The sequence below is a fragment of the Streptomyces sp. NPDC087422 genome, assembly GCF_044744145.1.
Lineage (GTDB): Bacteria > Actinomycetota > Actinomycetes > Streptomycetales > Streptomycetaceae > Actinacidiphila.
Map to the genome: position 1 here is coordinate 606,716 of NZ_JBIUXT010000001.1, position 13,112 is coordinate 619,827.

22 protein-coding genes are annotated in these 13,112 nt (G+C 69.3%); 5 read left to right on the plus strand and 17 right to left on the minus strand.

Annotation, left to right across the window (positions count from 1 at the left end):
• Positions 1 to 78 precede the first annotated feature (78 nt).
• The 3 genes from ACIO6U_RS02685 (at position 79) to ACIO6U_RS02695 (ending at position 1,232) form a co-directional block, all read left to right on the plus strand.
• Positions 79 to 393, plus strand: a complete 315-nt coding sequence (locus ACIO6U_RS02685) for a PadR family transcriptional regulator (protein WP_401715038.1) — start codon at positions 79 to 81, stop codon at positions 391 to 393.
• A gap of 23 nt (positions 394 to 416) precedes the next feature.
• A complete protein-coding gene (locus ACIO6U_RS02690; RefSeq protein WP_401715040.1) occupies positions 417 to 989 on the plus strand; it encodes a hypothetical protein in 573 nt (190 codons plus the stop codon).
• Between the two features lie 63 nt (positions 990 to 1,052).
• On the plus strand, positions 1,053 to 1,232 hold the full coding sequence (locus ACIO6U_RS02695) for a hypothetical protein (protein ID WP_355345057.1): 180 nt from the start codon (positions 1,053 to 1,055) through the stop codon (positions 1,230 to 1,232).
• A 196-nt stretch (positions 1,233 to 1,428) separates the two neighbouring features.
• Here ACIO6U_RS02695 and ACIO6U_RS02700 read toward each other — a convergent pair whose 3' ends face one another.
• The 16 genes from ACIO6U_RS02700 to ACIO6U_RS02775 form a co-directional block, all read right to left on the minus strand.
• Positions 1,429 to 1,824 (minus strand): DUF3307 domain-containing protein, encoded by a 396-nt coding sequence (locus ACIO6U_RS02700; RefSeq protein WP_401715042.1) that lies wholly within the window; start codon positions 1,822 to 1,824, stop codon positions 1,429 to 1,431.
• Between the two features lie 70 nt (positions 1,825 to 1,894).
• Positions 1,895 to 2,278, minus strand: coding sequence for a hypothetical protein (locus tag ACIO6U_RS02705; protein ID WP_401715043.1), 384 nt, complete (start codon positions 2,276 to 2,278; stop codon positions 1,895 to 1,897).
• Between the two features lie 11 nt (positions 2,279 to 2,289).
• Entirely contained in the window at positions 2,290 to 4,347 is a 2,058-nt protein-coding gene (locus ACIO6U_RS02710; RefSeq protein WP_401715045.1) for a hypothetical protein, read from the minus strand.
• Between the two features lie 32 nt (positions 4,348 to 4,379).
• Positions 4,380 to 5,261 carry a hypothetical protein gene (locus ACIO6U_RS02715; RefSeq protein WP_401715047.1) on the minus strand — a complete coding sequence of 294 codons (882 nt, stop codon included), beginning with the start codon at positions 5,259 to 5,261 and terminating at the stop codon, positions 4,380 to 4,382.
• 769 nt (positions 5,262 to 6,030) lie between these two features.
• Complete coding sequence (locus ACIO6U_RS02720; protein WP_401715049.1) at positions 6,031 to 7,152, minus strand: DUF2637 domain-containing protein; 1,122 nt, start codon at positions 7,150 to 7,152, stop codon at positions 6,031 to 6,033.
• Positions 7,153 to 7,197: 45 nt separating this feature from the next.
• Positions 7,198 to 7,371: a hypothetical protein gene (locus ACIO6U_RS02725; protein WP_401715051.1), complete on the minus strand. Its 174-nt coding sequence runs from the start codon at positions 7,369 to 7,371 to the stop codon at positions 7,198 to 7,200.
• On the minus strand, positions 7,368 to 7,490 hold the full coding sequence (locus ACIO6U_RS02730) for a hypothetical protein (RefSeq protein ID WP_401715053.1): 123 nt from the start codon (positions 7,488 to 7,490) through the stop codon (positions 7,368 to 7,370). Before ACIO6U_RS02730 ends, ACIO6U_RS02725 begins: the two co-directional genes overlap by 4 nt.
• A 39-nt stretch (positions 7,491 to 7,529) precedes the next feature.
• Entirely contained in the window at positions 7,530 to 7,670 is a 141-nt protein-coding gene (locus ACIO6U_RS02735; protein ID WP_401715055.1) for a hypothetical protein, read from the minus strand.
• A gap of 64 nt (positions 7,671 to 7,734) precedes the next feature.
• Entirely contained in the window at positions 7,735 to 7,896 is a 162-nt protein-coding gene (locus ACIO6U_RS02740; RefSeq protein ID WP_401715057.1) for a hypothetical protein, read from the minus strand.
• A complete protein-coding gene (locus tag ACIO6U_RS02745; RefSeq protein WP_401715059.1) occupies positions 7,893 to 8,078 on the minus strand; it encodes a hypothetical protein in 186 nt (61 codons plus the stop codon). Before ACIO6U_RS02745 ends, ACIO6U_RS02740 begins: the two co-directional genes overlap by 4 nt.
• Before the next feature lie 14 nt (positions 8,079 to 8,092).
• Positions 8,093 to 8,500 (minus strand): ATPase, encoded by a 408-nt coding sequence (locus ACIO6U_RS02750; protein ID WP_401715061.1) that lies wholly within the window; start codon positions 8,498 to 8,500, stop codon positions 8,093 to 8,095.
• A complete protein-coding gene (locus ACIO6U_RS02755; protein ID WP_401715063.1) occupies positions 8,497 to 8,802 on the minus strand; it encodes a hypothetical protein in 306 nt (101 codons plus the stop codon). Before ACIO6U_RS02755 ends, ACIO6U_RS02750 begins: the two co-directional genes overlap by 4 nt.
• Before the next feature lie 2 nt (positions 8,803 to 8,804).
• Positions 8,805 to 8,954, minus strand: coding sequence for a hypothetical protein (locus tag ACIO6U_RS02760; protein WP_401715065.1), 150 nt, complete (start codon positions 8,952 to 8,954; stop codon positions 8,805 to 8,807).
• The gene (locus ACIO6U_RS02765; protein WP_401715067.1) at positions 8,951 to 9,229 is read right to left on the minus strand and encodes a hypothetical protein; all 279 of its coding nucleotides are present in this window, start codon (positions 9,227 to 9,229) and stop codon (positions 8,951 to 8,953) included. The genes ACIO6U_RS02760 and ACIO6U_RS02765 overlap by 4 nt, the downstream gene beginning before the upstream one ends.
• On the minus strand, positions 9,226 to 9,477 hold the full coding sequence (locus ACIO6U_RS02770) for a helix-turn-helix domain-containing protein (protein ID WP_401715069.1): 252 nt from the start codon (positions 9,475 to 9,477) through the stop codon (positions 9,226 to 9,228). Before ACIO6U_RS02770 ends, ACIO6U_RS02765 begins: the two co-directional genes overlap by 4 nt.
• Before the next feature lie 178 nt (positions 9,478 to 9,655).
• Positions 9,656 to 10,408, minus strand: coding sequence for a GntR family transcriptional regulator (locus tag ACIO6U_RS02775; protein ID WP_401715071.1), 753 nt, complete (start codon positions 10,406 to 10,408; stop codon positions 9,656 to 9,658).
• Between the two features lie 893 nt (positions 10,409 to 11,301).
• On the opposite strand from ACIO6U_RS02775, the gene ACIO6U_RS02780 reads away from it, so the two are divergent.
• A complete protein-coding gene (locus tag ACIO6U_RS02780) occupies positions 11,302 to 11,796 on the plus strand; it encodes a DUF6907 domain-containing protein (protein ID WP_401715828.1) in 495 nt (164 codons plus the stop codon).
• On the plus strand, positions 11,793 to 12,581 hold the full coding sequence (locus ACIO6U_RS02785; protein ID WP_401715073.1) for a Bro-N domain-containing protein: 789 nt from the start codon (positions 11,793 to 11,795) through the stop codon (positions 12,579 to 12,581). Before ACIO6U_RS02780 ends, ACIO6U_RS02785 begins: the two co-directional genes overlap by 4 nt.
• Before the next feature lie 54 nt (positions 12,582 to 12,635).
• Here ACIO6U_RS02785 and ACIO6U_RS02790 read toward each other — a convergent pair whose 3' ends face one another.
• Positions 12,636 to 12,923 (minus strand): hypothetical protein, encoded by a 288-nt coding sequence (locus ACIO6U_RS02790; protein WP_401715074.1) that lies wholly within the window; start codon positions 12,921 to 12,923, stop codon positions 12,636 to 12,638.
• Positions 12,924 to 13,112 lie beyond the last annotated feature (189 nt).

Below are 13,112 nucleotides of genomic sequence, written 5' to 3' on the forward strand. Positions count from 1 at the left end.
ATTGTGCTCCCACCACCGGACAACACCGGTACCCTCAAACACCCGACACTCGTTCTCGATACATGCTGTACTAGGCCCATGCCCCCACCAATCCGCCTCACCACACCCACCATCGCAGTCATCGACGCCCTCCTCGCCGCAGCCGCCGACAACCCCCCATGGGGCCTCTCAATCTGCCGCGACGCCGACCTCGGCCCCGGAACCGTCTACCCCATCCTCGACCGGCTCCTCAACGTCGGCTGGGTCACCACCCGAGACGAAAACAGCCCCCACCCCGGCCGCCCCGCCCGCCGCTACTACCAACTCACCGGCACCGGACGGGCACAAGCACACGCAGCCCTGCAAGCACGCCGCAACCGCCAGCAGGCATACCGCCCCGCGGCCGAACAATGATCAGATCCTGCAACCCGCACGGCATGGTGCCCGCCAGTCCCGCCGAGGGCTACACCGGCTGCTCCGCCGACGGCCAACCGGTACTCATCCCCTGGCAACTGCTCGTTGCCGTCGCAGTCATCCTCGTCGTCGGCGGCGCCGCCGTGACCGCCTACCGGATGCTGGTCTCCCCGGCCAGCCTCGTCGGGCAGGCTCGCGACCTCGCCTGGATCGCAGGACGCCCCGACATGCGCGAGCCCTGGCACGACGCACTGGAAGCATCCGCAGAAGTGTCCACGGCGCAGGCGCGGCTCACCGCGTTATCGCTCCTGCGTGCGGCGGTCAGGCTCCGGCTCGGCGGCTGGCTGGGCGGCGCGTGGAGACCCGTCGACTGGGTCCTCGTCTCCCCCTCCCGCACGCAAGCACTCACCGCGATGGCGGTCGGGGCCGACGCGGTGTACATCGAATACGCGAACGGGCTGACGTCGCTCCTCACGGACGGCTGGGGATGGTGCGGAAGCTGCGGTCTGGCACTGATCAGTCTCACTGCCTGGCTGCGGCGCGTGCGCAGCATCGAGCTGGCGGAGCGCCGCAGGCAGAACGACCGGACACCGTAAACGCCGTACCGGAGTTCCGCTGTTCGCCTGCCGCCGACCACCACCGCACGCCACACTCCTGCCATGGCTGTCGTGTACTCGGTGATGTGTGACACGCGCGATGAGGCGGAGCAGGCAATGGCGCGGTTGTGCGAACTGCTCGGCCTCGAACCGTCCGGGCCGCCGTCCGAGGTCATCGGACGCGACCGGTGGATGGGCCGCGCCCGACCAGCCACACCCGCAACAGACCAGCCGGAGCACTGACCGCCGAACCCCCGTACACCGTGCACGGGGGTTCCCTGACGGCAACCGCCGGACGTAGCGTGACATTCGCGGCCGGTGGGCTGCGACAGCGGAGACCCCGGTCGCGGGACTCCCCTCGGGAATCGACCCGGCCACCGGCCGCACCCACACGACGATGCCCCCGCCGGGTTCCAGGCGGGGGCATCGTGCTGGGCGGTCACGCAGCGACAATGAGCGCCGCAACGGCGAGGCACAGCAGGTGCGCCGTCTGATCGACATGCTGCGCGCCGCCTCGCGTGCGGAAATCGGCGGACCCGGTGTTGTCCATCCACCGGGCGATGGGCCACCTACGGTCGATGAAGCCGTGACTGACACCCACCCAGGCGACGGCGGCGACGGCCCGAGCCACGGGCAGGTGCACCCCGTCGAGGAGCGCAGCACCGGCGACCAAGGCCAGCGCGCAGGCGATCACGTGCGTGGCGGCATGCGTCAGATTCGCCCGCCAACCCTCCGCAGTCCGGTCGGCCTTGTGGGTCGCCTGGTGATCAGTCTGGACGGCGTAGTCAGCAACCATGTGCGCAACGAACAGCAGGACGAAAACGGTGGCGAACACGGGGGGCTCCTTCGGCGCGGGCATGGGACGGCCCCCGTCGCAGCATGGGGCGGGGGCCGAAGGGTCGAGGTCAATGGCGGTTATCGATGCGAATGTTGACCTTGCCGCCGCCCCCGCTGCCAGCGCGGAGGAGCGCGGCAGCGACGAGGCACGCGGCGAGATAGCCGAGCGCGGTGGTGGCACCGGCCATCGCGTCGAACGCGATCGCAGCACCCCAGCCGAACAACGGCGCGGCCGCACCGGCGGCCATGATGCGCTGCGCCCACGGATCGACCCGAGATGCTGGCGCAGCAGCAGACTGGGGCGGGTAGATCCACGTCGGTGTGCCGTCGAGGAGATTCGCGACGAGGACGGGCTGGCCGGGTGCTTCGGGGTGGGCCGGGTGCAGCGGTTGCTGCAACGGCGGCGACACGGCCTCAGGGGCGGTTGGCGTCTGCTGGTCGGCGGCGGGCATATCGGGGGGCCTCATGTCTGGTCGGGGCGGACGGCGTACCGGCCGTGCCGCGGCTTGTGGATGCGCGGATCTGCGCCGAGCCAGCGGGTGATGACGTCGGGGTGCGGGGCTTCGGTGCCGGGGTGGAGGCGGGTCAGCGCGTCGATGATCGCGGCGGGGCCGATCCCTTCAGGGCCGGAGCCCGCGACGATGTCGTAGACCATCTGCCGCCGCGGGTCGGGTGTGGTGGTGTCGGCGGGGGGCTGCCAGGTGGCACCGCCTCCGTCGAGGATGCGGCGGAACTCCCGCTCCAGGTCGGGGTCGCGGGTACTGGCTTCGCCCATGGCGTCGTGGAGTTTGCGGCGTGCCGCGTCGGCGTCGTCGAGGACGGCCTGGACGTCGGAGTCGTTGCGGGCCGTGTCGGGCTTGCCCCAGTCGGCGGTGACGCCGGAACCGCGTGCGGGGCTGGCTGTTGGTGCCTCGGGTGCTGTCGCAGGCGCGGGGCCGTTGCCGAAGAGGTGCTCCGTGCCGTCCCACCGGTTGGTGTAAGCGTTACCTGCGGCGCGGACGGACAGGTCGTCAAGAACAGGGCGCAGGTTCGCTGCGCCGGCGACGATGTTCTTGATCTGGTCGGGCTTGAGGCGGTAGATCTTCACCGGCCGGGCGGGGTCGTCTTCGAGCTTCATGAACCCGCAGCCCGGATAGGGGGCTTCGTCGGGGCTGGCCTTGTCGTTCCACCCGAAGAGGTAGTTCATCTCCACCTCGTCGCTTTTCATACCGATGCGCAGCGCGGACTGCTTGAGGAGCTGCGGCTCGGACACCACGTCCTGGGTGGCGCGCAGGGCGGCGTTCAGGATGTTCACCGCTGCGGCGCGGGCGATCTCCATGACCTGCACGAGGGTGTCGCCGGTTTCACGGAGCACGGGGTCGCGGCGGGCGCGCGGCGAGAACAGTTCAGCGATCTCGTCGTTGTTCAGGGTCAGTGCGGGCACGGTTGCGTCGACGGGCAGCTTGTCGTCGTTGGCGGCGATCTCCCGTGTCTTGTATCCGGGCTTGCGGGCCTTGGCGATCCGCAGGGCGGCCTGCGCCATGGCCAGCGCCTTCTCCGGAGTGTCAGCGACCCAGTCGATGGGCGGCCGTCCCGGCCGGCCAAGGGCTTCCCAGGCGTGGAGCCACGGAAGGGCCAGGCCGCCGCCGTTGAGGTCGATGACCCACGCCAGGTTGTCGGTCATCCGCATCTGGTTGGCGAGCTGCACATTCATCAGGTTGGTTTTGCCGGAGCCGCGGCGGCCGACGATGAGGGCGGACCGTTGCCGCATCACCGGTGCGGCTGGCTCTCCGTCCCGGTACACGCCGATCGGGGCCGGTTCGTTGATGGACAGCGGCGTGTAGTCGTCGGGGTAAGGAGCGTCGGCGATGAGTGCGTTCGCGGTGGCGACGTTGATGAGGACAGCGCCGCGGTGCACACCCGGCCCGACCTCAATGCCGCAGCCTTCAGGCAGGCGGGCATCGGATGCCATGGCGTCGGAGGCTGAGGCGATGTCCCGCCACTTGGCGCCTCCGGGCCCGAACTCCCCTTCGAGGGTGAACCCGGAGCCGGTGGCCCAGTCCTCAACGCCGACGATCTGCACGACGGTGCCGTTGCAGACGCGGGCGATGCGCTCCTCCCACTCCTTGGCGGTCGCCGCCCGCTTGCCGTCCAGCGATGCCCGCCGGGCTTCGGCTTCGGCCGCGGTCTTCTTCTCCGCGGCTTCGGCTTCGACGTGGTGGGCACCGGCCATGGCACCCCCGAGGCCGAGGGTCCCGGCGATGAGGGTGCCTATCCCCCACTGGGTCCAGGGACCGTTGGCAATGGCCCAGGAGCACCAGGCGCCGGCGCCGAGCCACGCTGCGGTGCGCATGGCGAGGGTGGCTGTGGTGACGCCTTTCCGGAGTCCGGCGATGTGGGTGCCTGCCCAGCCTGCACCGGCGGCGATGGCAGCCCAGGACGTGGGCATGCCGGTGACGTTCCCGGCCCAGCCGACGGTGAGGGCGGTGAGCCCGCAGTTGATCGGGCCGGTGACGGGGCCGTGTCCGGCATCCCAGTCCATTTTCACGGGTGTGCTCCGAATCGGTGTGGTGGTCAGGAGGAGGTGGTGCCGAGGTTGGTGGTGACGTCCCACATGCGTTCGCCGGCGGCGCCCTTGCGGGGGTTGCGGAGCCGGTCGAGGTCGACCTGGTGGAGGTTCTCGAACGCGGGCCGCAGTTCGGTGGCCATCTCGGCGGCCTTGAGCTTGAGGCCGTGGATCTGCCGCATGATTTCGATGATGCGCGGGTCGAGGGGGAAAGCGGCGTCGGCTTTCTCGACGCTGATCTTGATGGCTTCGGCTTCGAGGCGCAGGGCCTCTTCGAGGCCGGTGAAGTCCGCGCCGACCTGGAGCATGCCGGTGGGTTCGTAGGCGGCGGCGATACGCGCGGCCTCCATGGCGGGGGCGACGAAGTGGTGTCCGGACACGGGGCTGACTCCAGGAGTTGTGGTCGGGGGCGTGCTTGCGGGGCGCCGCACGCTGCCTGCGACGGCGGGTGGTTCGGGTGCGGTGGCGTTTTTGGCGGCGCGGTGTCTGCGGTGCCGCCCCCAGGTGTCCCGGAGCCGGGCGAGCGCGGCTTTGCGGTCGCGTTTGCGGAGGCCGGTCCAGGCTGCGGCCAGTACGGCGCGGAGTCCGTCGATGGCGCCGTGACGGATCTTCTTCGCGCGGGCGGCGGCGTTTTTCCGGGCCTTGACGGCGCGCTCGGCCTTCCACGCGGCCTTGGCGCCACGCCCCAGGGCTTTGGCGGACCGCACGGCCGGGGACGCGGGGCCGAGGGTCCTGCGGGCGGCGGCAGCAGCACCGTGGCCGACTGCGGCCAGGGTTTTGCGGGGCTTCGAGCCGGGTGCCGCCGCATTGCGGGTGGTGCGGGCGACTGCGGCCTTCAGTGTCGGGGACGTCGGCGCCTTGTTCTTGCGGTTCTTCTTGTGGAGCTTCAACAGTTTCGGCGTGTTGGCGTCGGCGGCATGACGGCCGCCACCGCCGCCGGGCGTGGCGCTTCCCGGTGCCGCCGACCCCTTCCCGGCACCGTGCCCGGTCGGGCCGGTGCCGCCGCCTCCGTGGCGCCTCGATCCGCCGGAAGCGGAATCCAGTCCACCTCTACTGTGGCCGCCGCCACGGCCCGCCGCAGGACGCCGCCCGCCAGCAGGCGAAGCAAGGCTCCCCCAGTTGGCGGTGGCGCCACCAGGGCGGCGCCCGCCGCCGCCAGAACCGGCGCTACGACGGGCCGCCATGTTCCGCTTCACCGTGGCGCGGCGGCGCACGACAGAAGCCGTCACCCCGGCCGCCACGAGAGCGCCCGTGGCGGCCAGCGCCACGACGCCACCGGTGGCGTAGGCGGTCGTCGCCACAAGGGTGGTGGCGTTACCTGTTGCGGCGAGCGCCGGGGCCGCCGGGAGGCCGCGTTCGGCACGGCGGCGGGTGCGGCCGGTCTGCTCGGGCGGCACCGGAACGGGCCACTCCGACGGCCATGCGAGGACCGGCGGCGGGGGGGATGACGCCCCCTCTGCGGGAGTGCTGGGTGCCGCAACCGGTGCTGCCGGTTCGGCGGTACGGGCGGCCACAGGGGGCTCCTTCGTCAAGCCGATTCCGACTCCGGTCGGAGTCGGAATCGGAACGGGGATGGGGATCATGCGCTGATCAACGTGACGGTCGGTTCCGACTCCGACCGGTCGGAGTCGGGATCGGAGTCGGAATCAGGAGGGGCTCTCATCCGTCGGTTCCGGTGAGAGGGCGAACGTTCTCCGATCCGAGGGCGGCGAGTTTCGGGTCGTCCTCTTCGATCTCGGTACGGAGCTTGTTCGCGTACTGGCGGGAGGTGTACCGAGACTTGATCCGGATCAGTTCGGCGATCATCTGGCTCTCCAGGGGCCGGGTGCCGAGGCTGCCGTAGAGGCTGCGGATCGCCTCCTTCGCTGCTTCACGGCTGCCGGGTGCGCTCTTCTTCCGGAGCGCCGCACGGGGCGCCTTGGTGGCGGCGCCACGAACGTGCCCTGTGGCGTCGGGCTGGGGCGCCACGGGGGCGTTCGTGGCGGGTGCTTCGTGGCGCGTCCGGGGCGCCATGGGGGCGTGCTCCGTAGCGTCGCCTGTGGCGCCCATTGGGGGCGGGGCTGGCACCGTGGCGGGCATCGGCTGTGGCGCCTCGGATGCACCGTCAGCGGTCGCTCCGAGGGCGCCAATCGGAATGCCATATCGGCTCAGCCGCAGCGGGATCCGCGTCTCGACCGGAGCGGCCGTCCGCCACGCCCGCCCGTAACGGGCACGAAGCCGGACCCGGTAAACCAGCCGGTCCTGCTCGCGCCGGATCGCCTCACCGTAGGTGCGGATTTCCCACAACTTCATGCGCCGCCATAAGCGGAACGTCGGCCACGGTGCGAGGACCCAGCGGGACAGGCGCACGGGCTCGATATGCCGGTCCGCGGTGATGTCCGCGAGTCGGCCGACTGCGTGCCGGCCGGCTTCGACGGTGACGATGAACAGCACCGGGATAGAGGCGTGCATGGCCACCCCGAGCGGGCGGGGCCAGGATGCTGCGGCGTTGAACGCCACGGTTGCAGCGGTCAGCAGCCAAGCGGTCTGGCGGAGTAGCGGGAACGGAATGCGTTTCCAGGTGAGGAGCATGTCGAGGGCGAGGAGGACGACGATGCCGGCGTCGATGCCAATGGGGAACACGTTGGAGAACCAGCCGAAGCCTTGCTGGCGGGCGAGGCGCCGGACGGCGGCGTAGGACCCGGTGAAGCCGATTCCCGCGATGACGGCCGCGCCCACGGCGACTATGCCCACGAGCACATGTTGGGTGCGGGGCGTGCGCTGGGCGTCGGGGCTTGTCACGGTGGGTCCCTTCGGGGCGGTTGGGGTGCGGTCTGCGGTCGGTTGTCAGCGGGTGGTTGGCCAGTTGTGGCCGGGTGGCAGGGTTCGGGTTTCGAGGCCGTCGCGGAGGACGCGCGTGAATTCGTCGTCGTCGGGGAGGTCGGCTTTTGCGGCGGCGAGGAGGGCTTCGGTGAGCTGGTGGTCGGCGAAGTCCTGGCTGCGGTCGCGGCGGAATGTCATCTGTCGTTGTCGTCTTTGGCGGGCGGCGGGGTCGGGAGGCTCATGAGGAAGGTGATGGTGTAGTCGCCGTCCGCCTCGTACTCGATGTCGCTGCCGGTTTCCGGGTTGGCCTGGCCCATGGCGGGCTCCTCTCGGTGGGTGGTGCAGGAGGGTCCTGGTCAGTCGAGGAGTTCGTCTTCGGTGAGGCCGCCGGGGCAGTCGTGGATGGCGACGCCGTCGCTGGTGATGATCACGGTGGTGGTGCCGGTGCCGTCGTCGGTCTTCTCGGTGGTGACGGAACCGCCGGGGTTCTCGGACATTGCTGCTCCTGGGGTGGGGTTGGGGCCCGGCCCGCAGCGGGGGGTGTGACTGCGGGCCGGGGGCTTAGTGGGCGCCGGGGTGGAAGGCCCGGTCGTGGACGGGGCAGAGGAGTGTGCTGGTGCAGCAGGTGGGGGCTTGCTCTTCGCGCACGGGTTCGGGTGCGGGCCAGTCCTGGGCGGCGGCGTAGTCGGCGTCAGCGGCGGCGTGCTCCTCGGCGGCCGTCACGTTCGCTTGCCTCGGTTGATGGCCTCGGTGACCGGGCCGAGTCCGGCGGCGCCTTCCTCGATGATCAGGTGGCTCACCAGGCGGGTTGCGCCGTCGATGTCTCCGTTGTTGACGGCGGTCTGGATATCGCTCGCACGCTGGTCGTGGAAGTTCTGGTCGTTGTTGCGGCTGAACAGACCCATGACGGTCCCTTCGGTCAGTTGGCGGTGGGCCGGTTGATAACGGGCTTGTCGATGTCGCGGTGGCTGACCTGGGTGCTGATCCCGGCAGCCTGGAGGCGGCAGGCGATTTCTGCGGCTACCGCGGCGGCGCGGTGGCGTCCACCTGCGCATCCGATGGCGACGGTGACAGCGCTGCCGGAGGGTCCGGCGAGGTATCCGAGAACGGCGCCCTGGACGGCGTCGATGACGATGCCGATGCCGGGGGTCCCCAGGACGGTGTCGACCACCACCTGGTCGTGGGCGGTGAGTTCCCGCAGGGCCGGGTTGATGTGCGGGTCCCGGAAATGCGCGCGCAGGTCCAAGGTCAGATGCGCGGGCGGCGGGGCGTCGTGGAGGTAGCCGAACGAAGTGATCCGCACGTCGGGGACGGGCTTGGTGGTCATCGCCACCACCCCTTCTTCTTGGGCGCGGGTGCCTTGGCTGCGGCTTCGTGGCGGGCGGCTTCGGCGTCGAGTTGGTTGGCGCGGTCGAGGTTACGGTTTCTGCTGGCCAGGAAACTGGCAGCGGCTTCGGGGTCGTAGCCGCGGCGACCTTCGCGGCCGATGGCCCAGATCGCGTTGTCGTCCTTGGCGGCTTGGGCGTCGTGTTCGGCGGCTGCTTGGCGGGCGCGTTGGGCTGCGGCAGCTGCCTGGGCGCGCTGGTGGGTGACTTCGGGAGATTCCATGTCGCGGAACTTGCGGCCCACGGTCACCAGCCCCTGACGGTCATGGCGAGCCTGCGGTCGTGCGGGTCGGCGGGCAGCGGCGGGAGTTGCACGGGCTTCGCGGCGATCGCCCGGTCCAGGGCGGCGTCCTCCGGACTACGCGGGGCGGGAACCGGCTCGGAGTCGGCGCTCATGCTGCCGCCCCCTGCGCCCACTGCCGGTATTCGTCGTAGCCCTGCCGGTCGCGCAGCAGGTACGCGGTCTCCGTCTCCACGCGCAACCGGGCCGCATCCACTGCGGGGGCGGCCTTCGGCTGGCAGACGTGGGCGCTGCCTGAGAACGCGGCGTGGCACTCCGGGCACTCCGTCAGATTCGAACGCGGGCTGCGGGCGCGCCGCAGCAACTCATCCGCATCCGGGTCCGAATCGGTCGGGGCGGAAGCGGAGGGGCGGAGCCGGGTCGTGCTCATGACGTGACCTCCTGGGCGGGATCAATCAGGGACGCTCGCAGGAACTCCGCGACGGCGGACTCGGGGATGCGCAGTCCGCGCTTCCTCAGCCGCCCTTCGCCGATGCGGTGCGCACGGAGGCGGCCCGAGTCGGCGAGGCGGTAAACGGTGGAGACGTGGACATCGAGGCGGTCCGCGACCTGCTGCGCCCGCAACAGCGGCTCATCTATGGCGGTCGCCGTCGTCGGGGCGATCGGGTCGTGGCACACGGAAAGCTCCTGAGGCGTGGGCGAAGGGGCGCACATCTTCTTCGAAGAGGCACATCCTCAGTGAAGCTGAGTTCTTCGAAGAAGGCAAGCTCTTCTAGCTCGCACGCCGCCGGACCACGCTGGGCACACAACGAAGCCCCCCACCGCCGAGGCGGTGGGGGGCAGGCAAGTCCGCAGTTCAGGACGAGAAGACGTACTCCAGGATGTAGTTGGACCCGTCGAGCGTCATCTCGTTGACTTCTACGAGGCGGTCGTTCTGATCCGCTGCGATGCGCATGATCTGAAATACGGGAGTGCCGGGGCTCAAGCCGAACTCGGCCGCCTCCTGAGGCGTGGGCATCCTCGCCCTCACCTCCTCCTTGAACCGCGCGGGCGCATGACCGATCTCAGCAAGCCGGGCATACATACCGCCGGGCCCCGTGTCGGCCTGGGTAATGGCCGTACCGGCCGCCAAGCTCATCGGCACATACGAGACTGCGGTCTGAATGAGTCGCTCCTCCACGTAGAAGCGCCGGCTCCGGCAGCACATACTCTCGTCGGACCCCAGGAGTTGCACCACGTAGTCAGGTGCATCGACATCCTCGTTGACGTCCACTTCGACGCGACGCGGGCGGTCTTCCAGGTCCACGTCCCAGATTGACCGCCCGGCGTGCCATACCTCCGAAGAGAGCCGTTGGACCGCGGGCCGTCTGATCGGACGGAAAGCCCGGACTGTGACGCCAACCCCCTGCCTGCTCTCAATGAGGCCCTCAGCGCGAAGGGCATCCAGGGCCTGCCGCACCGTTGACCGAGCGGCTGCATGCCGCTCCATCAGGCCGTTCTCGCCTTCGATCTTTGAGCCCGGCGCTAGTTCGCCGCTGAGGATCTTCGCGCGCAGCTCGTCCGCGATCTCCTGATGGCGGCGTGGCCCCCGCTCGGACTTGCTGGGCAAGGCGTTCCTCCTAGATCGGCTTCTCCAGAGATGTTAGCTACCGACTAGTTAGGGTGCGAACTCTGCGAAACCCTTGCAGTTCTTCGAAGAAGTAGTCAGACTCAATGCTACGCACCGCCGCTTCAGGAACGGAAGTGGTCACCCTGCGCACCCAAGGAGACACGCATGCCCCACGCGGTCTGCGTTCCGGCCATAGATCACAGCCGCCGTGCGCTTCGCCTAATCGGGGCAATTCGAATATGTCAGCGCCGCAAGAAGGGAGACGGCGCCGATCTACCCCAGTGCACTCGTTAGTGCACACACTGAGTTGTGCACAAAAGTCCGAGTTTGGAGCTTTCGGCGGCCGTGACTAAGCTCCGTGCCACAAGGGCCAGTTGATAGCACTAACCGCTTCGAATGGTGGGTGGCGAACGCTCACCATCGGGGCGATCAACGGGGGCCCTGGCTCGTGCTTGACAGAACCCCACTCCCTGGACCACCCACGTAGGGGTACGGTCCCCCTCAGCACCGGCTCGGGACAACGAGGCAGTGCCGTTCGACCGTCGAGTTTGAGCCATCCCGTGGAGGGAGCGGACGTGCTAACCACAGTGCAAGGATTCATAGAGTTAAGCAACGGGAGGGTGATGGGGCACCTGGTCAGCCCGTCTCTCGGTATCCAGAAACTTAACCCTGACCTGCGAAAACTTGAGGGTATTGGTTACGTCAGCCGGGGTTCGAACCACATCTGGTTTTGACCTTGGGGCACGTGGCTGGTTCTAGGGTTGAGACAGCACAACGGCCGGAGCCCAAAAGGCCCCGGCCGCAGTAACCAGCGGGTTGCCGCCCGCTGATCAGTAGAGGTCCCGTCCTTGCGAGATAGGAGAACTCTGTCCATGAGCGTAGCAAGCAGCGGCATGCCCGCACATTCGTCGGCCGCCCCTGAGGCGGCCACTCCTCCCCCGGCTTTACCCGCTCCTGCCTCGTCGCCTGCCCCGCGCCGTTGGTTGCGTCGTATCCACGGCGGCGGTGTGATCACCGAATCGTGCCCTTCGTGGTGTGTGGCCACCCATGCGCATGACCAGGGGGGGATGGTGGGTGACCTGACGCACGACTCGGCGGCCGTGGCGATGCGGCTGCCGATGCGGGTTCAGGGCGGTGTGGACGCGGTGGCGTGGCCGGTGCTGTCGGCGATGGTCCGGCAGTGGCCGTACGAGGACGACGGCGACAGCGCCCGCGCCCGCGAGCCGCACGTGGCGTTCGAGCCCAGCCCTGACGAAACCCTGGAACTGGACGCGGACGGCCTGGCTGTGGTGATTGACCAGATCCGTGCCCACGCCGACCGGCTGGAGCAGGTCCACGCGCAACTCCTGGCCGCTGTTGCCGAGCACGAGGCGGAGGTAAGCCTGTGAGCATCGAGCGCTTTACGACCGACGAGTTCGACATCGAACTACGCCCGGACGGCGACGCCTTCAAGGTGGTGGCAGCGGGCGTGGCCCGCGCGCTGGGTTTCCACTCGGCGAAGGACATGCTGCGCACCGTCCCGGATGCCGAGAAGGGGTGGGAGACAGCTCCCACCCCTGGCGGCGAGCAGCAGGTCTGGCATCTGACCGAGCCCGGCTTCTATCGGGTCATCGGGCAGCGGCAGGCGAACCGGGTGAAGGATCTCGGAGTGCGCGAGCAGGTCGAACGGTTCCAGTCCTGGGTGTATGGCGTCGTCCTGCCGGACCTCCGCAAGGAGGCGAATCCCGGCACTCCCCCGCTGGAGCTTCCTCCGCCGTCCGGTGTTCTGCCGTACCGGGATCAGGCGGAGTTGCTGGTGTTGCTGCGGCCGGTTCTGCCGGAGCCGTATGCGGTGGCAACGGGCAAGGTCATCATGGCGCGGGCGATGGGTGAGGTTCCGGCGCTGGAGTCGTCGGAGACGCCGTTGTACGCCGCGGTGTTCCTCGCGGAGCAGGGCCACAAAGCCAAGACCGTGGCGAAGTTCCAGTCCGGGTTCGGGGCGCGCGTCTCGAACCGGTACTTCAAGGTCCACGGGCGGCGTCCGGGCAAGGTGCCGGGCCCGGCCGGGTCGCGGATCGACAAGGTCGTCGCGTACACGGAAGACGACCGGCCGCTCCTGACGCAGGTGTACGCCGAAATGGCCGACGTCATCAACATGTTCGAGACCGGCGGCCAGCAGGCCATCGGGGCGTGAGCACGAACTGCCCGCCACCGATGAGGTGGCGGGCAGTTCCATGCGCGGATTAGGTCAGGAAACGGACTCGCACGGGTTGCCCTGAGCCGCCCCGCCGTTGGCGATCCCCTGGGCACACACACTGCCCGCACCCGACGTGAAGCTCGTGGAGTAGTAGTTCCCCTTGCTGCCGAGCCAGGTCTGCGTGCCGCTGTTGCGGCTGCCGCCGGGCCAGGTGATGTGGAAATACCCGGTGAAGCTGCTGTTGCGGGCCCACGCCTGGACGAGGACGGTGCCCCCGGCGTTGCCGGAGACGTAGATGCACGTGTTGTTGTTGCATCCGGTGGCGGATGCGGGGTGCATGGTGCTGGCCTGGGCGGTTCCGCCGGTCGCAACTGCCAGGGCTGCTGTGACCATGGCGGTGGCTGCGACTGTGCTGCGTAAGCGCTTGATCCGCATTGGGTTGGTCCTCTCGTCCGGTCCCGGGTTGCCGGGGTCTTTGACGGTAGGAGCCTGTGGGAGAGCGATGTGTCCGCGTTGCACTGGGGGTAT